Source organism: Streptomyces sp. NBC_01351, assembly GCF_036237315.1.
In the GTDB taxonomy this organism is placed as follows: Bacteria; Actinomycetota; Actinomycetes; order Streptomycetales; family Streptomycetaceae; genus Streptomyces.
On the sequence record NZ_CP108357.1, the window covers coordinates 158,787 to 177,432 of the forward strand.

Annotated in this window: 22 protein-coding genes; 8 read left to right on the forward strand and 14 right to left on the reverse strand. The window is 68.8% G+C overall.

Annotated features, from left to right (window positions below; genetic code table 11):
- Positions 1–8: 8 nt before the first annotated feature.
- Together OG625_RS39945 and OG625_RS39950 are read right to left on the reverse strand one after the other, a co-directional pair.
- A complete protein-coding gene (locus tag OG625_RS39945) occupies positions 9–401 on the reverse strand; it encodes a hypothetical protein (RefSeq protein WP_329391511.1) in 393 nt (130 codons plus the stop codon).
- Between the two features lie 17 nt (positions 402–418).
- Positions 419–889: a hypothetical protein gene (locus tag OG625_RS39950; protein WP_329391508.1), complete on the reverse strand. Its 471-nt coding sequence runs from the start codon at positions 887–889 to the stop codon at positions 419–421.
- Positions 890–920: 31 nt separating this feature from the next.
- On the opposite strand from OG625_RS39950, the gene OG625_RS39955 reads away from it, so the two are divergent.
- Complete coding sequence (locus tag OG625_RS39955; RefSeq protein ID WP_329391506.1) at positions 921–1,187, forward strand: hypothetical protein; 267 nt, start codon at positions 921–923, stop codon at positions 1,185–1,187.
- A 391-nt stretch (positions 1,188–1,578) separates the two neighbouring features.
- On the opposite strand, the gene OG625_RS39960 is transcribed toward OG625_RS39955, so the two are convergent.
- The 8 genes from OG625_RS39960 to OG625_RS39995 all read right to left on the reverse strand — a co-directional run bounded on the left by OG625_RS39960 (position 1,579) and on the right by OG625_RS39995 (position 6,782).
- Positions 1,579–1,794: a hypothetical protein gene (locus OG625_RS39960; protein ID WP_266449437.1), complete on the reverse strand. Its 216-nt coding sequence runs from the start codon at positions 1,792–1,794 to the stop codon at positions 1,579–1,581.
- Between the two features lies 1 nt (position 1,795).
- Positions 1,796–2,425, reverse strand: a complete 630-nt coding sequence (locus tag OG625_RS39965) for a hypothetical protein (RefSeq protein WP_329391503.1) — start codon at positions 2,423–2,425, stop codon at positions 1,796–1,798.
- A gap of 202 nt (positions 2,426–2,627) precedes the next feature.
- On the reverse strand, positions 2,628–4,310 hold the full coding sequence (locus OG625_RS39970; RefSeq protein WP_329391501.1) for a DUF2637 domain-containing protein: 1,683 nt from the start codon (positions 4,308–4,310) through the stop codon (positions 2,628–2,630).
- 313 nt (positions 4,311–4,623) lie between these two features.
- Positions 4,624–4,929, reverse strand: a complete 306-nt coding sequence (locus OG625_RS39975) for a WhiB family transcriptional regulator (protein WP_329391499.1) — start codon at positions 4,927–4,929, stop codon at positions 4,624–4,626.
- Positions 4,930–5,097: 168 nt separating this feature from the next.
- Complete coding sequence (locus tag OG625_RS39980; protein WP_329391497.1) at positions 5,098–5,289, reverse strand: hypothetical protein; 192 nt, start codon at positions 5,287–5,289, stop codon at positions 5,098–5,100.
- Positions 5,286–5,435 carry a hypothetical protein gene (locus OG625_RS39985; protein ID WP_329391495.1) on the reverse strand — a complete coding sequence of 50 codons (150 nt, stop codon included), beginning with the start codon at positions 5,433–5,435 and terminating at the stop codon, positions 5,286–5,288. Before OG625_RS39985 ends, OG625_RS39980 begins: the two co-directional genes overlap by 4 nt.
- A 224-nt stretch (positions 5,436–5,659) precedes the next feature.
- On the reverse strand, positions 5,660–6,151 hold the full coding sequence (locus OG625_RS39990; RefSeq protein WP_329391493.1) for a hypothetical protein: 492 nt from the start codon (positions 6,149–6,151) through the stop codon (positions 5,660–5,662).
- 277 nt (positions 6,152–6,428) lie between these two features.
- Complete coding sequence (locus tag OG625_RS39995; protein ID WP_329391491.1) at positions 6,429–6,782, reverse strand: hypothetical protein; 354 nt, start codon at positions 6,780–6,782, stop codon at positions 6,429–6,431.
- Positions 6,783–6,908: 126 nt separating this feature from the next.
- On the opposite strand from OG625_RS39995, the gene OG625_RS40000 reads away from it, so the two are divergent.
- The 3 genes from OG625_RS40000 (at position 6,909) to OG625_RS40010 (ending at position 9,022) form a co-directional block, all read left to right on the forward strand.
- Positions 6,909–7,238, forward strand: a complete 330-nt coding sequence (locus OG625_RS40000) for a GntR family transcriptional regulator (protein WP_329391489.1) — start codon at positions 6,909–6,911, stop codon at positions 7,236–7,238.
- Positions 7,239–7,418: 180 nt separating this feature from the next.
- Positions 7,419–8,456 carry an AAA family ATPase gene (locus tag OG625_RS40005; protein ID WP_329391487.1) on the forward strand — a complete coding sequence of 346 codons (1,038 nt, stop codon included), beginning with the start codon at positions 7,419–7,421 and terminating at the stop codon, positions 8,454–8,456.
- Positions 8,453–9,022 (forward strand): phosphotransferase-like protein, encoded by a 570-nt coding sequence (locus OG625_RS40010; RefSeq protein ID WP_329391485.1) that lies wholly within the window; start codon positions 8,453–8,455, stop codon positions 9,020–9,022. The genes OG625_RS40005 and OG625_RS40010 overlap by 4 nt, the downstream gene beginning before the upstream one ends.
- Positions 9,023–9,029: 7 nt before the next feature.
- Here the strand turns inward: OG625_RS40010 and OG625_RS40015 are convergent, their stop codons facing one another.
- Positions 9,030–9,869, reverse strand: a complete 840-nt coding sequence (locus OG625_RS40015) for an NAD(P)-dependent oxidoreductase (protein ID WP_329391482.1) — start codon at positions 9,867–9,869, stop codon at positions 9,030–9,032.
- A gap of 4 nt (positions 9,870–9,873) precedes the next feature.
- Entirely contained in the window at positions 9,874–10,524 is a 651-nt protein-coding gene (locus OG625_RS40020) for an HAD family hydrolase (RefSeq protein ID WP_329391479.1), read from the reverse strand.
- Between the two features lie 329 nt (positions 10,525–10,853).
- Here OG625_RS40020 and OG625_RS40025 point away from each other — a divergent pair, with 329 nt between their 5' ends.
- The 3 genes from OG625_RS40025 to OG625_RS40035 all read left to right on the forward strand — a co-directional run bounded on the left by OG625_RS40025 (position 10,854) and on the right by OG625_RS40035 (position 14,450).
- Positions 10,854–11,120, forward strand: coding sequence for a helix-turn-helix domain-containing protein (locus OG625_RS40025; protein ID WP_329391477.1), 267 nt, complete (start codon positions 10,854–10,856; stop codon positions 11,118–11,120).
- A 748-nt stretch (positions 11,121–11,868) separates the two neighbouring features.
- Positions 11,869–13,629 (forward strand): hypothetical protein, encoded by a 1,761-nt coding sequence (locus OG625_RS40030; protein WP_329391475.1) that lies wholly within the window; start codon positions 11,869–11,871, stop codon positions 13,627–13,629.
- On the forward strand, positions 13,626–14,450 hold the full coding sequence (locus tag OG625_RS40035) for a DciA family protein (RefSeq protein ID WP_329391473.1): 825 nt from the start codon (positions 13,626–13,628) through the stop codon (positions 14,448–14,450). The genes OG625_RS40030 and OG625_RS40035 overlap by 4 nt, the downstream gene beginning before the upstream one ends.
- Positions 14,451–14,498: 48 nt before the next feature.
- On the opposite strand, the gene OG625_RS40040 is transcribed toward OG625_RS40035, so the two are convergent.
- Positions 14,499–14,906: a hypothetical protein gene (locus OG625_RS40040; protein ID WP_329391471.1), complete on the reverse strand. Its 408-nt coding sequence runs from the start codon at positions 14,904–14,906 to the stop codon at positions 14,499–14,501.
- 1,574 nt (positions 14,907–16,480) lie between these two features.
- On the opposite strand from OG625_RS40040, the gene OG625_RS40045 reads away from it, so the two are divergent.
- Positions 16,481–17,239 carry a DUF5131 family protein gene (locus tag OG625_RS40045; RefSeq protein WP_329391602.1) on the forward strand — a complete coding sequence of 253 codons (759 nt, stop codon included), beginning with the start codon at positions 16,481–16,483 and terminating at the stop codon, positions 17,237–17,239.
- On the opposite strand, the gene tcmP is transcribed toward OG625_RS40045, so the two are convergent.
- Positions 17,236–18,348 (reverse strand): three-Cys-motif partner protein TcmP, encoded by a 1,113-nt coding sequence (gene tcmP / locus OG625_RS40050; protein WP_329391469.1) that lies wholly within the window; start codon positions 18,346–18,348, stop codon positions 17,236–17,238. The two genes, OG625_RS40045 and tcmP, sit on opposite strands and share 4 nt — an antisense overlap.
- Positions 18,349–18,646 lie beyond the last annotated feature (298 nt).

The window sequence follows — 18,646 nt, forward strand, 5'->3', positions numbered from 1 at the left end:
TGCTCTCCTTACGGCTGGGTGTAGAAGACGGCTTCGGCCATGTCGACGGGGGAGGTGTCCACTGCGTCGGCGATGCCCCCGTGGTCGGACTCGACGGTCGTCTTCGCGTCGTCGGCGGCCGCGGCCGCGCTGTCCGCCGCGGAGGTGTACTCGCCCGCCGCCTCCTTCGCGCCGGTCATGGTGACGGCCGCGTCCGCGAACTCGGCGGTCGTGGCGGTGTCCACGGCGAGCGCCTTCATCGTCTCGGAGGCGTCGAGCATCTGCTCGGCCGTGTCGTCGACATCGGCGGCAAGCTTGGTGACGGTCTCGGCGTGCTCGTGGACCTTGTGGGTGAGCCAGGCGAGCTTGACGCGCAGCGCCGCGTAGTTCGCGGCGTCCTTGAGGGATTCGGTGACAGACATGCGGGCCTCTCCTCGTCTCATCGGGCGTTGTAGAAGTCGCGTTCGGCGGGCTTGGTCAGCGGGGAGTCGGCGACGGCCCGGAAGATCTGGCCGTGCCGAACCTCGGCGTTCTGGGACGCGGTCCGGCATGCCTCTTCGCCGCCCTGAATCTGGTCGTGGAGCTTCTTGGCGGCGGCGGCCTGGAGGTCGAGCTGCTCCTTGAGGAACTCGCACTTGGCGATGAGGTTCGCGCCGACGCCCTTCTCCGTGATGTCGGCGATGAGCACGTCGCAGTCCGCGGCGAGCTCTGCGGACTCGTCCACGAGCTCCAGGCACTTCTCAGAGCTGGACTGGCACAGGGTGGCGGCGCCTTCGGCGAGGTCGATGACCTGGGTGAGGGTCATGACCTCCCCACCGCTGTAGGTGCGGCTCTTCCCGGCGGCCGTGGTGACGTGGACACCCTTGTCGTCGACGGTCGCGGTGTGCGGAACGGGCGGGTTGGGCTGCATCGCGGGGTCCTTCCTGATCTGGTCGGGGAGCGTGACGGTCGGAGGCGGAGGGACGGTGCCGGGCGGCGGGATGGTCGGACCCGGCGCAGGCGTGGGAGGCGCGGCCGACGACGACGGCGGCGGCGTGGTCGGCGGCGTGGTGGTCGGCGGCGTGGTGGCTGTGGTGGTCGGCGCCGAAGCCGTCGGGGGCGTGGTGGGCTGCGGCGGAATGGTGGTCCCCGACCGGCGCCCGGAGGACCCCGAAGGAGCCGTACTGGAAGACGAACCGGAAGGAGTGGTTCCCGGCTTCTTCATGTAGGCGGATCGCCATCCGTCACGCAGGCCACCGGCCCAATGAGCGCCTGCGAGCAGCCCGTAATGCGTCTTCGCTGCCGCGTTGTAGGAGGCATTCCGGAAGGTATCCGGTGCCCGCGTCGGCTGCCATTTGTCTTTCGTCTTCTTTTCAGGCTTCTTAATTCCCGCCTTCTCGTATTTGTCGTGCGTGTTGTCGACGCCGGTGAGGTAGGTGATGGCGAGAAGAATGAGGAGTTCCACGAGCCTCCTTCCGTGACACTGTGTAGTTGTCGGCGGTTACCGGTTACCGGTTACAGGCCCTGAGGACGCCGGTTCGGGCCGCCCAGTGCAGCGTGAGGGCGGCGTCTGCGGCCTGTAACCGGTAACCGGTAACCGGTAACCGCGCGGCTGGTCGCCTAGCGTGACGTGCCGACGTTGCTGACCGTGGTGTTCGCGGTATTGAAGACCGACTCGAGGGTTCCTCGGATCTCGTCGCTGAACGGCGTGTACGGCAGGAAGATCCCAGAGACGATCAGCATCAGGCAGATCGCCATCTGCTTTCCCTTCGTCTTCTTGAAGGTGAAGAACAGCGCCCAGCAGAACAGGGCCAGGGCAAAGAACTGGAGCGTCATTTCATGCACCCTTCTCGAAGGTGAATCCCTTATTGTTCGCGGCGACGGCCGCGCTGGAACCGGAGGCGGAACTGGAGGAGCTGGAGGGCGCGGAAAGTTTCTTATAGGCAAGGAGGCCGCCGCCGCCGACGAGCGCCACCCACAGCCAGGGGCTGGAGGTGATGGAGCCGCCGGCCCCCGTGGGCTCCTGCGCCTTGGGGGCCGCGCCGCCGAGGGTCGGGGCGTCGCAGGCGGGGATCTTCGCGACGTCGTACGAGGCCGCCTTGGCCACCGCCGCCGCCCGGATCTTCATGCACTCCAGGTAGACGGCCATCTCCCGCTCGTAGAGCGTCTTGGCCGCGGCTTCCTCGGTCTGTGCCCGCTGCTTGTCGGCCTCGACCTCTACCAGGGCGTTCGCGGCCTTCTCCTGGGCCCGCGCACGGTCCTGGGCGGCCTGGTCGCCCTGCATGCTGGTGACGGCCACGACCGTCCCGCACACCGCGAGGACGGCGATCGTGCCACACACCGCGAGCGCGGCGGTGTTGCGGCGGACCCCGCCGAGCTTGACGGAGAACTTGGACGACGTGCTGGGCTTCTCGGGGGTCTCAGGGTTCATACGGGAGAACTCCTCGTCCCAGTCGATTCCGGACATGGCGGTTCCTCCTTCCAGTGCTGTGGATACGGCCGGTCAAGCCCTCCCTCGGCAGGTCTGCGCCGGGCGCGGACTTGCTGGGGGCGGTGAATTTGGTCTACTGGGCAGGCTGTTGCTGCTTCCGGCAGTCGCGGCGAAGGCCAGCCCAAATTCGACTTGGGCTGGCCTTCACTGTTGGTGTCGGACGCTGGTGCGGGTCAGGTCACTGCTCCGGGCGGTAGCCGCATGCGAGCAGGTCGACCGCCTCCTGGCGGTACTTCGAGGCGGTGTCCGTGGAGGACACCGCCAGCTCACGCTGGATATCTGCGAGCGTCGGCCGACTGGCGTCGTCGCCAACAGCGAGGATCATCCGGGCGACCTTGCGGACTGCCCGCTCGCGCGGAGTGAGCTTCGCGCTGTCCTCGATTTCGACCGCGCGCCGCTCGATTTCGGCGGCGGCGAGCCGCGCTTCGGCAGCAGCGACCTCGGTTTCGGCCTCGCGCTTCCGGGCCGCCTGCGTGTTGGCGTCGGCGAGCGCCTTGCGCTCGTTCTCCTCCGCCCCGAGCCGGTCGGCTTCGGCGGCGCGGCGGCGGGTTTCGGCAGCGGCCTTCTCCGTTTCGGCAGCGACCCGATCGGCTTCGGCAGCACGCTGCCGGGCCTCCGCGATCTCCGCAGTCTCGATCGCCTGCGCCTCCGCCGCGGCGACCCGGTCGGCCTCCGCCGCGAGCTTCCGCTTCTCCGCCGCCTGGCACTCCAGCTCCGCCGCGCGGATGTCCGCGGCGGCCTTGGCCTCGCGCTCCTGGGCTTCCTTGCGGGCCGCCTCAGCCTCGCGGGCGCGGGCCTCGGCGATGACGGCCGTCTCCAGCGCCGCCTCCTCCAGCTCAGCGGCCCGCTCTGCGGCGCTGACCTGGGCTCGGGCGTGTGCGCGCGCCTGACCGGTCTCGCCCTCCACCCGGGCGCGGACGGCTTCGAGCTTGCCCTCCGCCTCCAGCCGGTCGGCCTCGGCCTGCTTCCGCGCGAGCTCCTGACGCGTCTCCGCGTCCAGGCGCCGGCGTTCGGCCTCCTCCGCGCGGGCCTCACCCTCGCGTTCCTGCCGCTCAGGCATCGCGAGGGCCTCGGCGACCGTGTATCCGTGGGCGGCCATCTTCATCGGCAGCAGCTCGTCCTCGGTCGCCTTGCTCAGGTCGCCGTCGTACTTGCGCTTGAGCCACTGCTCGTAACCGATGAGATCCTGCTGGCGCCGGATCATCTCCGGGTACGAGGCGATCCCGTGCAGCCGCATCCGGCGGTAGAACCTCGGCGTCGCGAACGGCGAGAGGATCCAGCGGTGCATCGGAATCCGGTCGGTGACCGTTCCCGCCTCCAGCCTGGCCTTTTGGATGATCAGGCGGCGGGCAGCCTCCACGCCGATCACGAACAGGACCGGCATGACCCCGTGGGAGGCGGCCTTGACCGGGTCCGCGCTGATCTGGCCCTGCGAGCTCGCGTTGAACCAGATCGTCGCACCGGTCATGACGTGAGCGGCCATCCGCAGCAACGGCCACGGGGTGTTCTTGCGGATCAGGTACAGGTCCAAGGCGAGGAACGCAATGATGCTCGCGTCCACGCCGACCGGGAACCAGGGGGCCAGTTCGGTGCTGAATCCCCAGCTCAGGGCGACCTTTGCCAGGGTGCTGTAGGACATCGCGAAGCCGATGACGCCGACCAACGTCCCGCCGACGGCGGCGGCGAGCGACAAGGCGGTCATCAGCCGGTCACGGGCGGGCTTGATCGGCTTCCGCTTATCCGTCCGTGAACCGCCCCCGGCCGCGCCCGAAAGCCTCTCGGGCGTGTCCGAAACGGCGATCGACGGCCGCGAAACGGGGGTGTCGGGCGCCGCGCTCTGCGGCACTTCGGTGATCGTCATGGGGGCCTCCGAGAGGGGTCGTTCAGGGCGGGGTCGAAACGGCGGCCGGTGCTCCCGAAACGCAGTAAGCGCGTTCTCGAAACAGGGGCCGGTGTGGGCTGTTGCTTGCGAAGCGAACACCGGCTCTACCCGCTCCCGGCACACGAAAAGGCCAGCGGCCCGGGAGGCGGGATGCCGGTCTGCAGAGTGGTGCGGGGCGGGCTCGAAACCGTGGACGGCTCCCGCCAGGCGGGCTCGAAAGCAGCTCCGGGCTGTCCGGCTCCCCTTCACCGCCCGCCCCGGCCGCCAGGGTTCAGCGGTCGGTGCGGGCGGATCAGGCGGCCGCGCGCGACCGGTTGCGGGCGGCGCGGCGCTTGAGGGCGCGGCGCTCGTCCTCGGAGAGGCCACCCCAGACGCCGTAGTGCTCGTTGCGGTCCAGCGCACCCTGGAGGCAGCTCTCCATCAGCGGGCAACTGCGGCAGACGGCCTTGGCCTCCTCGATCTGGAGCAGCGCCGGGCCGGTGTTGCCGTTGGGGAAGTGCAGCTCGGGGTCCGTCTCGGCGCAGGCCGGCCGGGGCCGCTTGAGGGCCGCGATCGGGTCGGCGGCCGGGATGGAGTGGGTGCGTACGATGGTGCGCATGAGGGCCTCCAGAGGGTCCGTGCGTACGAGACAGCCCCGGGGCGGCATCCCCGGGGCTGTTCTGTTTCTGCGGCCGGACGGCCAGCGCGGGACAAGGAGCACGAGCTCCCGGCGCTCTCCGCCGGCCCCGCCCTAGTAGGCGCGGGGACGACGGGCAATGCCGGAGGGTCAGCTGCGGCGCTTCGCGGACTGCCGGGCCTGGTAGGCGTCCTGGGCCTTGGCGAAGGCCGTGTGAATCGGCTCCCCGGTCGCGCAGTCCTGGCTGTTCTGGCAGGCCGTGCAGGTGCCGGTGTGCTTCGTGGAGGCGCTAAAGGCTTCCATGTAGCGGACGTACAGCGGGTGGTTGTTGGGCTCGGTCATCGGCCGCTGCCTTGTGACGAGCGTCGGTTGATCTCGGCGAGCTTCCTGCTCAGCTCGTCCCGGTCGTCGGCCATGAGGAGGAGGACCAGCTCGGGGTCCGCCTCCTCGCGGCAGATCGCGTTGCGGCGCCAGTCCATGCCGGTCACCGCCCCTCGCGGACTCGGCGCAGGGCCTCGTCCATGTCGGTGTCGGAGTCTCCGTTGGTGCGTGCGATGCTGTTGTCGTACATCCGGGCCTCCAGATAGGTCCGTCAGACAGCCCCAGGGATGGCCCCCTGGGGCTGTCGTCGTGTTGGCTGTCGTACGAGCAGCCACGGCCGCCGCCACCCAAGCGGGTGGCGGCGGCCGTGGTAGTTCGTCAGGTCGGTCCGCTACGCGAGGCGCGCCCCTCGGTGGGTAGGACGCAGTCGACTGCGGGCCTGCAACTCCGCCCCCGGCGTGCAGCGCTGGCTCTTCGCGCACTTCGGGCAGTCGATGACGTGGTCGGCGAGCTCCCGCTGCGCGGCAGCGGTGGCGGCGCTCATCTGCGAGACCGCTGGCAGAGGCTGCGGCTGCGCCTTGCGGATCATGCGCTTCGAGCGACGGGCGGCAGCCGTGGCCTCGGCCGCGGAGAGGGCCTCGCCCCACTGCTCGATGGTGATGTCGAACTCGATGCGGCGGGCGCTGCCGGGACAGCGCGGCGCCTCACCGCCGACGCCACGGCCGGTCCGCTCCAGGTGGTGGGTCTTGATCATGCGGCGCTGGATCGGGTGCCAGGTCTCGCAGTCCGGGCAGACGGCGGTGCGGCTTTCACCGTCGGCGAGGTTGATGTGGTGCGGCGGGATCTTGCTGAGCAGGAGGGCGGGGCGGCTGCTGGGACGCATCGTTGTCTCCCTGATCGCGGGGAAGTTCACGGGATCGGTTGCGTTCTCCGGGCAGCCCGGACCACTGCCGGGGCGGGATCCGTGGCTGTTCGGGCAGCGCAACCGCTGCATCAGGTGGTGCTGCCGTACTCGGCCAGGGACCTCTGGTCCGAAGACCGTCACCCGGGGTGCGCGAGCCGGCTATGAAGTTGGGGAGTCGAGGCTCCGGCTCCCACATCCGGCGCCGCCGTCGGCGGTTCCGGGTGAAGGAGCCGGGTCCGTGAGGACCCGGCTGCAGCTAGGCCGCGAGCGGTAAGCGCGCTGCGGGGGCCGGCCGCGTGATGCGCAGCTGCGCGGCGTAGGGGAGGAGCACGTCGACCAGGCGTTCGCGCACCAGGGTGGTGACGGCCGGGTCGGCGGCGATGTCGCGGGCGGCGAGCATTCGGTTCTCGCGGGCCTCGATCGCGGCGAGGGCGGCGGTGAAGTCCAGGCCGTCCAGCCGCTCGTGGGGGAGGGGTCCGGCCTCGTACATCTCCAGCGGCGTGCCGAACGCGACGTCGAGATCGATGTCGCCGAACTCCGGGATGTCGACAGCCACGGCCTCGAGAAGACGCTGGGTTTCGAGATCGAAGCACTCATCCGTAAATGACATGGTTACGCCCCTTTCAGGCCGGTCCGGCCTGTCGATAGTGCTAGCTTTGCTGATACTGTCGATGGGTGTCAAGGGGTTAGCTGACGAACCCGACTAACTCGGTGAGGTGGATCTACGATGACGGTCATGACCAACGCCGAGGCCATGCAGCCCTACCAGCGCATCGTTCAAGACGTCCGCGACCAGATCGCGACCGGCCGGCTCCCGGCTGGTGCAAAGATTCCCGGCATCAAGGCCCTGGCCGAGGAGTACCAAGTCGCGGCTGGCACGGTGCAGCGCGCTCTCACGGAACTGCGCGCTTTGGGTCTCGTCTACTCCCACCAGGGCCGCGGCAGCTTCGTCAGCGAGCAGGCCAGCGCAAAGGCAGACTCGACGGCTGACGCCATCCGTCGTCTCGAAGAGCGGGTAGATGAACTGACTGCCCGTCTGGAAAGACTGGAGCAGAAGTCCGACTGATGTCCCTAGCGCTGCGCTTGCCACCGTTCCCCCAAGGTCGCCTTGTGTGACCCATCACACTCCTGACGGCAGAGATGGAACATCACAGCGGCTTGTAGAAGCCCGTACGCACTTTCATTCACGGGTTTTCAACATCCACGTACGCACGGGATTTGGGGCCCGCGCCCTAGGCTCGCGGGCATGACGATGACGGAGGGGCAGAGGGTGGGGAAGCAGCGAGCAGGATGGCGACCGGACCGGCTGCGTGAGCAGCGGGAGGCTCACGGGCTCACCCTGGAGAAAGCCGGCGAACGGCTTCGTGAAGTCGCTGAGCAGGCCAAGCTGAAGGGGATCCCCGCCGCGAATCCTCAGACCTTATGGCAGCACGAGCAAGGCGAGGTCTACCCGGGACCGCACTACCGGCGCGCCTATTGCCTCCTCTATCGAGCCACTGAGCCCGACCTCGGCTTCAGGACTGCCCTGCCTGGTGAGGAGACGTCCTTCAAGCTCACGCCGATGGACGACCGCCTTAACGGTTCGCACGTCCTGGCTGTTGAGCGAGCGATTCATCGGATCGCGCCGGGCAGCGACGAGGCCGATCACTTCAATCTGCAGCAGCGCATCATCGACGCGTGGAAGCGCCGTCACACCGGCGGCGATCCGCACCGCCCTGTCCTGATCCTGGTCGGCGGTTACGCCGGCTCTGGCAAGACCGAGTTGGCGCGCTTCTTCGTTCAGCTCACCGGCTGGCCGCTGCTCGACAAGGACCCGCTGACCCGTCCGCTGGTGGAAAAGCTGCTGATGGCGTTGGGTGGGGACCCGAATGATCGCCACACCGACCTCTACAAAACCCAGGTCCGGCCGGTGGAGTACGACTGTCTTATGCAGTCCGCCATGGCGAACATTCGGTGCGGGATCAGCACGGTGCTCTCCGCGCCGTTCATCGCGGAGATGACGGATCCGGCCTGGATGCAGCGGCTGACCAACCGCGCCGGCTCCATGGGCGTCGACGTCTTTCCGGTGTGGGTGCGCTGCGACGAGGAGTCGATGCGCGAGTACATCGGCTTCCGCTCGGCCGCCCGGGACGCCTGGAAGTTGCAGCGGTGGGACGAGTACTTGGCCACCATCGACTTGGAGGTGCGCCCGGCTGTGTCGCACCTGGTCGTCGACAACCGGCTGGGGACCGCGGTAACACTCGCCGACCAGGCCCGGCAGGCAATGGGGGCGATGTACTCATGAGCCGGAAGCAGGGCGTGATTTTGTACGGCCCGCCGGCTGCGGGCAAGGACACCGTGACGGCGGCGCTCGCCGAGCTGAACCTGCGGTACCGGCAGTTCGAGCGGCTCAAGGTTGGCTCGGGCAAGGCCACGGGCTACCGGATGGGCACGGTGGATCAGCTGCGCGAGCTGGAGGCCGCGGGCGATGTCGTCTACGCGAACTCGCGGTACGGCAACACGTACGTGATCGACCGGCCGGGGCTGGATGAGGCGTTCGCGGCCGGGGTCCCGGTGGTGCATCTCGGGCAAGTCGACGGCATCCAAGCCCTGGTCGACCGCTACCCCGCCGACTGGGCCACGGTGCTTCTGTGGTGCCCGCGCGAGGTTACTGCGCAGCGGTCTGCGGGCCGGGGCGACAGCGACACCACGGCGCGCATCGCGGCGTGGGAAGCGACCCGCAAGGACTTGGACGTGCACCCGGAAACGGTCTGGGACCTGACAGTGGACACGATGACGTCGTCGCCAGAGGAGTCGGCGCGGGCCATCGACGAGCTTCTGGACCAGCGAGCGGGAGCGGCGACGGCATGAGCGCGGGCTACGGCCGGGCGAGCCGATCGAGCGCGTCGGTGAGCGTGAGCTTGCCGTCGTCCTTGACGTCGTCCCACCGGGCCAGCGTGGACGCGGCCGCGTGCAACATCTCGGGGGGAAGGCCGGCGGCCTCGAGCATGTCGGCGGCTTCCTCCAGCTCGGGCCCCCACCTCCATGCACGTGCCGCTGTCTTCGCAATGTATTCGGGCTCGGAGAGGTACGAGTCGGTGCGGCGGGAGGCGATGTCGATGAGCTCTTGGTCGACGCCGTGTTCGCGGGCCAACCCGATCGCCAGGGCCACCAGCACGCGCGAGGCCTTCTGGAAGCTGGCGTACGCCAGCTTCAGCGCGGACGCCTGGCCGACCTCGGTGCCCAGCACCTTCGTCCGCACCGCGGTGCCAGCGAAGAGCGCCTCCACGCGAGCGGTCGCAGAAGCCGCGCCGGACAGGTACAGGGTCGGCGTCTTGCCGTTCACCGGCGGGGAACCGACGACGCCGCCGTCGACCACGGCCACCTTCGGCCCGAGGAGATCCGCGATCCGTACTGCGCGGTCGGCGTTGATGGCGTTGGCCTCCAGGTACAGGCCGGTGAAGCCGTGGGCAGCAACGTCGCGGGCCAGGTCCTCGGCTGCGGCTGGCGGGCAGAGGCTGATCACCACGTCCGAACGATCCAGCAGTTCCTGCAGCGTCGGCACCGCTTCCAGGCCGAGCCGTTCTGCTCGTCCTGCACTCGCCGGGCTGCGCCCTTCGGCGCACCAGAGGACGGACATCGCGTTGGCCGCGGCGCACGCCGCGACGGCGGCGCCCATGCTGCCGGGGTGGAGGACGCCGACGGTGGGCTGGTCCATAGGGCTACTCCGGGAGTTCGTTGAGAAGGATGGCGATGGCGTCGGTGACGTCGTCGACGGCGTGGTGCGGCTCTGCGAGCGGGTCGGGCCAGCTTCGGCCGCGGATCCAGATAGTGCGCAGGCCCGCTCGGCGCCCGCCCTCGATGTCACCGGCTGGATTGTCGCCGATCATCCAGCCGCCGTCGGAGAGTCGTCGGCCGCAGCGGGTAGCCGCGAGGTCAAAGAGTCGCCTATCAGGTTTCCGGGCGTCGATGTCGCCGGAGACCGCGATGCCCTCGACCAGCTCGGTGATTCCGGTCGCGGCGAGCTTGGCACGCTGGATATCGCTGGGGCCGTTAGTGGCGATGCCGATCGTCCATGCTGCTGCGCGAAGTTGGGCCAGCCCTTCGAGGACGGTTGGGCGGCATGCGGCGAAGGCGCCCATGAGGTCGACGTACTCCTGCCAGAGTTCCTCTGCCGGCTCCTGCAGCCTGAAGACCGTGCTGAGTCGGGCGAAGTCCGCGGGGTTCGCGCGATCGGCCAGCTCGGCGCGCAGCCACTGCTCGACGGCTGGCTCGTAGTCGCGTGCAAGGCAGAGGCTGGCGACGGCACTGCCGACCGCCGACCGCCGGTCGATCAGCGTGTCGTCCAGGTCGAAGATCGCAAGGCGGTGCACGGGCATGGACCCTACCCGTTGACGTTCTCGCGGCTGGTGGGCATCCCGTATGGCGGGACACTTTGCGGTCCACTTTCCCACCACGCGGGAGGGTTCGAATTCCTTGTCGAAGCGCGCTGGAACTACTGCCCTAAATCTGTTGGGATTTGAGGGCCCTACGGCGGTGAACTGGCCGTTTTCAGGTCAGGATAGAGAGATCGTCAGCGAAGGGTGTCGAGTCGGGTGGGGGTGGTCGGCGTCTCAAGCGGGAACACGCTCGTTTGCGGTACCGAAGATCACCGCCTTCATGTATCTTTCACAGCATCAGTGTTGGCTAGGGGAGGTTTCTGATGTCGGATCTGAACAAGGCCGTTGATGCCTTGGTCGACCGCGACCCCGACCTTCCCGCTCCGCCCGTCCGGAGACAACTCCGCCTCGCAGATGGCCTGACACAGCAACAGCTGGCCGATGCGCTCCAGGTGAAGCGTCTGACGATCTTGCGCTGGGAGTCGGGCCAGACAGAGCCCCGCCAGCCTTGGCGTGATGCTTATGCCCGTCTCCTTCGTCGACTGGCCGAGAAGCACCCAGAAGCGGTGGAGGTGCCCGATGCGGGCTGACCTCACGCACGCAGCCACGTGTGGGCATGCTGACGCCAACCTCCGATTCAAGGGGGATGGGATGACCTAGCGGCCATCGGCCGCGCGCCTAGGAGTGGACTAGCCACCCTCTGTCGGCGCTTACGCGGCCCGTCTGCCGACCGGATTTACCACCCGGACCGGCCTGCTCAGTTTCCGGTACCACCCGGGTCCTGAGCTTCGGCTCATGGAGCCGTTTCTTCATCTGCGCAATAACCCAACCCCGCCTTATCAGCGGGACAGGCCCCTAGCCAGGGCCACGAGGGCCTCTAGCCAAGGTCCAACTGCAGTTGCAGTTGCAGTTCCGCAGGGCCCCCGCCAAGGGGCGTCTGCGTCGCACTACCGGCCCCGCCAAGGGCCGCCAGTACACCCGTCCGATTCACATCGACAAACCGAAGGAGGTCGCCGCTGCTCTTCGTCCGGCCGCCCGCTCCTCACGGAGGGGGCGGTCCACATACCCAAGGAGAAGCGATCTCAGCCCGCGTGGCGGGCCGGTCTCAGCATCCATATGGATAGGTGGTCGATCCTCATAGTGCCCGATGTGGTGTCCCCTGAAAAGTTGCACCCTCATCGTTTCGCCGGGAAGCAAACGACCGAGGCCCCGTTTGCTCCCACCTTGCCCGACTATCAGACCTGTCGACTGGAAATCACGCTTCCTGGACATCCCGCCGTCCGTCGTGTAGCTGCGGTAGCGCCGGCCGCCGTGATGATCCCCGCTCCGCGCTCGTCCATGTCTTCTGCCGTGGCCGACGGCGTTCCGGTGCGTCGGCAGCGGGTGCGGGTGCCGATGCGGTTGGTGTCGTCGCCGTTCTACGCGGATGTGGCGCTGTCGGTGTACGTGAAGGTGAAGGCGCTGGGTGCGCGGCCGGAGGGGTGTCAGGCGCGGTCGGCGACGATCGCTTCGTACCTGGGGCTGTCGGTGGCGTCGGTGGAGCGGGGCATGACGCAGTTGACCCGTCCTGGGCTGGACGGGGTCGTAGAGCTGTGGTCGACCCGTCGCACCCTGCCCGGCGGGAAGGGTGAGTCGGCGTTGCGGACGGTGCGGCCGATGACGCGGACGGAGAAGTTCGTGTGGTTGCCGGTGGCCGCCTCGGAGGACCTCACGCCCAGGCAGCTGCGTGCGTTCGCCGTGATCGCGTTCGCGGAGCAGATGGGCATTGCGCTGACCGAGGGGGAGCTGGCGGGGCACCTGCGGCACCACTCGGGTCAGAGGGCCGGCCAGCCGATCACGGCGGCGGCGGCCGGTGAGGTTATCGACGGTCTGGAGGCGGCGCGGTGGGTGACGGTGCAGCGGCGCGCAGGAGCGCAGGGCCGTCACCGGTTCATCGCCCATGACATCGCCCCCGCAGCCGCTGTGGGCCACGGTGAGCAGGCCGCGGACACGGAGCCGGAGACGGTCCAGGAGTGCGTGCAGGAGCCCGTGGGCGGTGCTGTGGAGAGGGCGGGTAGTTCGCTGGTTGGTGAGGGATCGGGTCTGTCGTTTGGTGAGGGATCCCTCGCGAATAGGGAATCACCTACGACTGACTCACCTGATGACGAGGGCGCACTCACCTCACCCGCCGTAGGCGAGGTACGGGTAGTTGAGGGCGCTGAGGCTGTGGAAATCGCGGCTGACGCGGAGGCGCGTTCGGAAAGCGGGGATGGTGTCGCGCTGCGCGCGGGTGAGATCAGCCAGCCCTCCTCGAAGCCGAACGGCGAAAAGCGCAGCAGCAAGGCCGGGGGGTCGGCCCGGTCGTCGTACACCGGACCGCAGCTGGCGATGAGCCCGGAGATCTACGCCGTGCTGGAGCCGGTCCACGTGCTGCTGAAGCAGGTCACCAGCAGCTTCGTCGCCCGGAAGATCGCCCGTGAGGTGGGCCGTCAGTTGCACGGGGGCACGGCCCCCGACCGCCTTCGGCACCGGTTGACGGCCCGCCTGGCCCCCGTGGCGCTCTCGGACATCCGTGACCCGGGCCGGTGGCTGCTCGGGGTGGCCCTGCCCCGGTGGGGTTGCGGCTACGAGGACTGCGAGGCCGGGATTATCTGGCGGACCGGTGCGGCCTGTGAGCTGTGCGCCGAGACCATCCAGGACCGGCACGCATCCCGCCAGCGCGAGCAGCACCTGGAGCAGGGCCTGTGCCCCCAGCACGGCACCCGGCCCGGCCCGTCCGGGCGCTGCACCGACTGCGAACTGGAGGCCGCCATCCGGCGCCCGGCCCGGGTGCCGGTACCCCGGGAGCCCGAAGGCCCGCAGCGCTCTTCGTGCGTCGGCTGCGGATGCCGAATCTTCCTGACTGGCCTGGCCGTCGACACCGGGCTGTGCAAGCTCTGCCGCGAGGAGGCCGACGCCCTGGCCGCCGTCGAGCCTGCCGCTCCCGCTGCGCCGTCGGTGCCGGGGACATGCTCCGGCCGCGACGGTGAGACGCTCTGCACCCGTAGGGCCCTGCCGACCCGCAGCGTCTGCCTCACCCACCGCTCCCAGGAGCTCGCCCACGAGGTGGTGGCGTCATGAGCCAGCCACCCCAGCCCAGCGGCGTGGACCTGGCCCGCGTTGCATTGCGGGCAGCGCGGGAAGCCGCGAAGAAGAACGGCGCCCGGACGGCGAAGAGCAAGCCGCGGTTGACCCGGGAGGTCCGGCGCGACGGCCGCGCCCCCATGGGCCTGGGCGAGGCGTTCACCGCGCTGATGGCCGAGCGCGACTGGGAGATCCCGGCGGCCGGCGCCGGGCTGTGCGAACGCTGGGCGGCCCTCGCCCCCGACCTCGCCGGACACATCGCTGCGGTGGGCTACGACGCGGAGCGCGGAGAGCTGACGCTGCGCCCCGACTCCACTGCCTGGGCAACGAAGGCACGCCTGCAGACGTCGCGGATCATCGCCAACGCCAACCAGTCCGCGCGCACAGAAGCGGTCCGTATGGTCCGCGTGCTGCCACCCGGACTGCTGCCCTCGCCCAGCGCGGCCGCCGAACCGGACCTGGTCAGGACCTCGGCCCCGCAGGGCACGGTTCGAACTCGCGAGACGGCGTCGGCCGGCTACCGCCGTGCACTCGAAGCCCACCAGCAGGTCCACACGCAGCGGCAGGCAGACCCGGCCATCGCCGCCGCGGTGGAGCGGCAGAACAGGGTCCTTCGTGAGGCGAACCCTCGCGCATTCCCCGATCCGGAGTCGAATCCGGACGGCGGGCCGGACACGATCGAGGACGCCCGTGCCGAGCGTCGTCGCCAGGCCGCAGCCACCGAAGCTGCCGCTCGGCGCCGGGCCCGGGCGGAGAAGGCTGGGCTCACCTCGTTGTTCGTGGCCACCGAGCCCAGGCGCCTGGACCTCACTGGATGAGCGGACCATGTACGCTGCGCGTTGGCATGCAGTGCTCCCGCAGCAGGGTCAGGCCTTCAATGCGCTGACCATGCGCCAAAGGTCCTCCGGACCCAACAGGTCCGCGTCGAATGTCTCAGTGTGGCCGCCATTCGGCATGACCTCGGGGGTGAGGTAGTGCCTGACTCCTCGTGCACGTATCTGGGCCATGACTGCCTGTTCGGCGGTCCGGGCCTGCTCCCCGGTGTCGTAACGGGCGGTGCGGTAGATGCTCCAACCGTGACGCTGGAACTGATCGAGGCGGCTCCGGTCCGCGGCCCCTGTTATGCCGATCTTGACAGCGTTGAGCGTTAGGTGGTGCAGCACATAGAGGAGGGCAGGGGTGGTGAGCTGGATACCGCGCTTAGCGCAGTACCAACAGCCCTGACCAGCGCGGATGCTGGTGAGATTGGGTTTGACGGTGTTGCCGCACCGCATGCAGCGGCATGTCCACGGGGCGTCCACGCCGGGGTAGGGCTCCAGAGGTTCGAGGCCAGCAGCGTGCATGGAGGCAGCGGCTTGGTCGGAGTCGACGCGGTTCCTATTGTGGCCGCAGTGCCAGCAGCCGATGCCCCTGCGGGTCGTGGCGTACCTCGGGGTCACGATGTTGCCGCACGTGGTGCAGCGGCACCTCCAATGGTCCGTAACCCGACCCGGGTAGGGCTCCAAGGGCTCGAAGCCCGCGGCCTGCATGTCGGCCACTGCCGCCTCGGGATCGCTCCGTCGCTGAGCACCCCCTCGCCTTCTCCCGCAGTGCACGCAGCCGGAGCCACGGCTGTTGACGTTTGCATACCGGGGACTGCTGGTCTTGCCACAGGCAGTGCAGCGGCAGGACCACGGCCTATTGCTGCCGGGATAGAGTTCCAAGGGTTCGAGCCCCACCGCGCGCATCACATCGGCAGCCTCATCCGCATCAGTGCGAGAGGCAGCTCCGGCCCTGGCCCGTCCACAGTGACGACATGCGCCGCCTCCCATGCGCACATTGGACAGGCTGGGCGCCACCTCCCGGCCGCATGACACGCATCGGCAGCGCCACGCGCGGTTTGCTCCTGGGTAGGGCTCCAGGGGTTCCACACCAGCCGCGCGCATGTCGGCGACGGCCTGGTCCGTCGATACTGGTTTCTTCGGGGTGCGGCTGGCGTATCCGCAGGAACGGCAGCCGCAACTGCCGCGCCGAACAGACCGGAAGGTGGGAGTCACGATCGCGCCGCACCGTGTGCAGCGACAGAGCCAGGGGGAATTGCTCCGCCCCGGGTACGGTGCCAGAGGTTCGAGACCGGCGGCCCGCATCTGGGCTTCGGCCTCTTCCGGGCTACTCTGGGCGGCTCCCACCGGTCTCTCCTCACATGCTGCAATCGCCGAACCATACCCACCCGGCCCGTGCCCGCCCAGCGGCAGATGCCAAACCGCCCGCTGTCCATGACGGCCACCGTATGCGGGTGCACGGAACCACAGTTGGTCGTGCGGATCGAGGATCAGGAGTACCTGGCCATGCCGAACGCGGAGTTCGGCCCGGTGTCGGCGCGGTGCCGCTCCTGTGGCGGTCCATACCACCGCCTCTGGCGGCGGGTGTTCGCCCCACCTGTGTAGGAAACGGCCGTGCTGACCTGCTCGGCACCGCGTCGGTTCCTCCACCAGGAGGGCCGCCGTGGACCGGTCGTGTTCTCTTTGGCCGGTGCAGGGTGGGCCGGCTCGCGCGATGAACACGCCCCCGGACGCGGCTCCCGAAGCAGCCGAAGAGGACCGCCAGCGCCACGAGCCGCTGGACAGCGAGGGCGCTCGAAGCACGGGTGCGGCCGGATTGGGGCTGACATCTGTGCGCCCCATCTACCGCGATGGCCTCGCCTCGTGCTGCAGGGCCCCCGCAGCTGCCGCCCGCCCGGCCAACGGCCCCCGCCGTTCCAACAAAGGGAGGGGCTCAGGGATGGTTGTATGGCGGTGCCCGTTCCGAAAGCTGTGCCGCTGATGGGCCAGGGGTGCCGGAACAGGCGGGGCGAGATGGAGGCGAACCAGTGGCTGACCGGAGTTCCATTGAGTGGACTGAGGCAACCTGGAACCCAACGACCGGATGTGATCGCGTCTCGTCGGGGTGCGATAACTGCTACGCCCTGACTCTGGCGAAGAGGCTCAAGGCGATGGGCGCGGCCAAGTACCAGAACGACGGTGATTCGAGAACGTCCGGGCCGGGCTTCGATCTCACGGTCCACCCCGACGCGCTGGACATCCCCTACGGATGGAAGAGCCCGCGGACCGTGTTCGTGAACTCCATGTCGGACCTCTTCCACGCCCGGGTCCCGCTCGACTTCGTTCGCCGTGTTTTCGAGGTCATGGCCGACACCCCCCAGCACACCTACCAGGTGCTGACCAAGCGTGCCCGCCGCTTGCGGCAGGTCGCCGACCGGCTCGACTGGCCGGCCAACGTGTGGATGGGAGTGTCGGTGGAAACCGCGAAGGAGCTGCCGCGGGTGGACGATCTGCGGCAGGTGCCGGCCGCCGTTCGGTTCCTGTCCTGCGAGCCCCTGCTCGGTCCGCTCGACGGCCTGCGCCTGGAGGGCATCCACTGGGTGATCGCGGGAGGCGAGTCAGGGCCTAAGCACCGGCCCATGGATCCCGCCTGGGTCACGCAGATCCGTGACCAGTGCGTGGAGGAGAACGTGGCGTTCTTCTTCAAACAGTGGGGTGGCCACACGCCAAAGGCAGGAGGCCGGACTCTCGAAGGCCGGACCTGGGACGAAATGCCGCACCGCCAGATGCTGCTTCCGGCCGGCTAGGACGCTTCATCTGCCACGTCTTCCGGGGCGTAGAAGCGCACGGTGCACCCCTCCGGCCAAGCGGTGCGCGCACGGACCGGGTCGACGCGGAAGGCCAGCCCTTGCGCGGCCAGGTTGTCCAGGACCTGGCGCAGGTGCTTGTCCATGTGGTTCAGCCGGGCGGCCTCGCTGGAGAGGGCCTCCCAGCGCTGCTCCGTGCCAGCGTGGGCGCGCAGGGCGAGCTCCAGCCGGTCCACCACCGAAGCCGCATCAAAAAGGGACAGGGCATCAGCTGTGTCCGCCGAGGCGCCTTGCCCGCTGTAGGTGTCCAGCTTCCAGGTGACGGGGGCCCAGCACTTCAGGCCAGCTTCGCTGTGGGTAGCCAAGATCAGATGGTAGCGGGCACTCTGGTTGCTGATCTTGATGCCGAAGCTGCCGGTGAACAAGCCTTCGTCCCGGAGACCTTGCTGGTAGACGGTGGCGAACGCCTCCTTACGTACCCCGGCGCGCCGCTCAATCGTCACGTCACGCCAGTGATCCCCTCCGAAGTAGGCGGTCATCGTCTTGTCGAAGCCGTCGCGCTGACAGAAGCGGTGCAGTTCGTTCGTGAAGAGCGTGAACAGCACTTCGGCACGGGGGGTGGCGAGGCACTGCCTGATCAGAGAGAACGGTGCGCTCTTGAGGTCGAACGGGTCGATCAGCCAGAGGACGGGGGTCTCGCGACGGCCGCGGTGTGCGAGGACGGACAGGCGGCGCTGTTCCACCGCGAACGTGCCTGGCGGTTGCACGCTGATGTTGAGCTGGGGCGAGCGAGGCAGGAGCGCGAACTGCCGCTTCAGTTCATCCACCCGGTCGGGCCGTTCTTCGAGGCAGATCAGGTTGAGCCGATTGAACCTCCGGTGGGCAGAGTGCTCAAGGAAGGTCTTGGCCACGACGATCGATGAGCCGGGCGGACCGTCGTTGTAGACGCCGGGGCCTGCGAAGCCGTCCACGATGGTGGCCTCTGGGAACTTCTGGAGGATCTTCGCCATCCAGCACTGCAGGTAGTGTCGGTATACGAGGTGCTTGACCTGGGTATGCGGATCGCTCTTCCAGACGGTCCGCTCACGAAGTTCCTCCACTCGCCGCATGGCTCGCCCCCCTGATCCCCATTGATCGGACACCCAGCGTCATCGTTGGGGAGCCTGTTGTCTATAACGCCGGTTGGCCATCTCTCATCGCCGAGCGGCGTGCACACTGCCGGCGCTTCACCACCGGCATGGCCTCAAGCTCATTGCCGTCGACGACCCAGCGGATCTGCGGTGGGACCCCAGCCACTGAAGACGTAGCCCGGCTGCCAGGAGGCGCGGCACGGGTGGCCGTTTCCAATGGAAACGGTCCCGGTGCCAGGGAGCGAATTGTCAGTTGTCCGGTCAACGCCCGCGCCGC

Excerpts from the sequence above, each read along its gene's own strand:
- OG625_RS40030 (WP_329391475.1), top strand. The coding sequence starts at position 11,869 with ATGTCTTCTGCCGTGGCCGACGGCGTTCCGGTGCGTCGGCAGCGGGTG.
- OG625_RS39960 (WP_266449437.1), bottom strand. The coding sequence starts at position 1,794 with ATGACGCTCCAGTTCTTTGCCCTGGCCCTGTTCTGCTGGGCGCTGTTC.
- OG625_RS40010 (WP_329391485.1), top strand. The coding sequence starts at position 8,453 with ATGAGCCGGAAGCAGGGCGTGATTTTGTACGGCCCGCCGGCTGCGGGC.
- tcmP (WP_329391469.1), bottom strand. The coding sequence starts at position 18,348 with ATGCGGCGAGTGGAGGAACTTCGTGAGCGGACCGTCTGGAAGAGCGAT.
- OG625_RS40025 (WP_329391477.1), top strand. The coding sequence starts at position 10,854 with ATGTCGGATCTGAACAAGGCCGTTGATGCCTTGGTCGACCGCGACCCC.
- OG625_RS39970 (WP_329391501.1), bottom strand. The coding sequence starts at position 4,310 with ATGACGATCACCGAAGTGCCGCAGAGCGCGGCGCCCGACACCCCCGTT.
- OG625_RS39990 (WP_329391493.1), bottom strand. The coding sequence starts at position 6,151 with ATGCGTCCCAGCAGCCGCCCCGCCCTCCTGCTCAGCAAGATCCCGCCG.
- OG625_RS39975 (WP_329391499.1), bottom strand. The coding sequence starts at position 4,929 with ATGCGCACCATCGTACGCACCCACTCCATCCCGGCCGCCGACCCGATC.
- OG625_RS40040 (WP_329391471.1), bottom strand. The coding sequence starts at position 14,906 with ATGCGGTGCGGCAACACCGTCAAACCCAATCTCACCAGCATCCGCGCT.
- OG625_RS40035 (WP_329391473.1), top strand. The coding sequence starts at position 13,626 with ATGAGCCAGCCACCCCAGCCCAGCGGCGTGGACCTGGCCCGCGTTGCA.
- OG625_RS40015 (WP_329391482.1), bottom strand. The coding sequence starts at position 9,869 with ATGGACCAGCCCACCGTCGGCGTCCTCCACCCCGGCAGCATGGGCGCC.
- OG625_RS40005 (WP_329391487.1), top strand. The coding sequence starts at position 7,419 with ATGACGATGACGGAGGGGCAGAGGGTGGGGAAGCAGCGAGCAGGATGG.
- OG625_RS39995 (WP_329391491.1), bottom strand. The coding sequence starts at position 6,782 with ATGTCATTTACGGATGAGTGCTTCGATCTCGAAACCCAGCGTCTTCTC.
- OG625_RS39950 (WP_329391508.1), bottom strand. The coding sequence starts at position 889 with ATGCAGCCCAACCCGCCCGTTCCGCACACCGCGACCGTCGACGACAAG.
- OG625_RS39965 (WP_329391503.1), bottom strand. The coding sequence starts at position 2,425 with ATGTCCGGAATCGACTGGGACGAGGAGTTCTCCCGTATGAACCCTGAG.
- OG625_RS40000 (WP_329391489.1), top strand. The coding sequence starts at position 6,909 with ATGACCAACGCCGAGGCCATGCAGCCCTACCAGCGCATCGTTCAAGAC.
- OG625_RS39945 (WP_329391511.1), bottom strand. The coding sequence starts at position 401 with ATGTCTGTCACCGAATCCCTCAAGGACGCCGCGAACTACGCGGCGCTG.
- OG625_RS39980 (WP_329391497.1), bottom strand. The coding sequence starts at position 5,289 with ATGACCGAGCCCAACAACCACCCGCTGTACGTCCGCTACATGGAAGCC.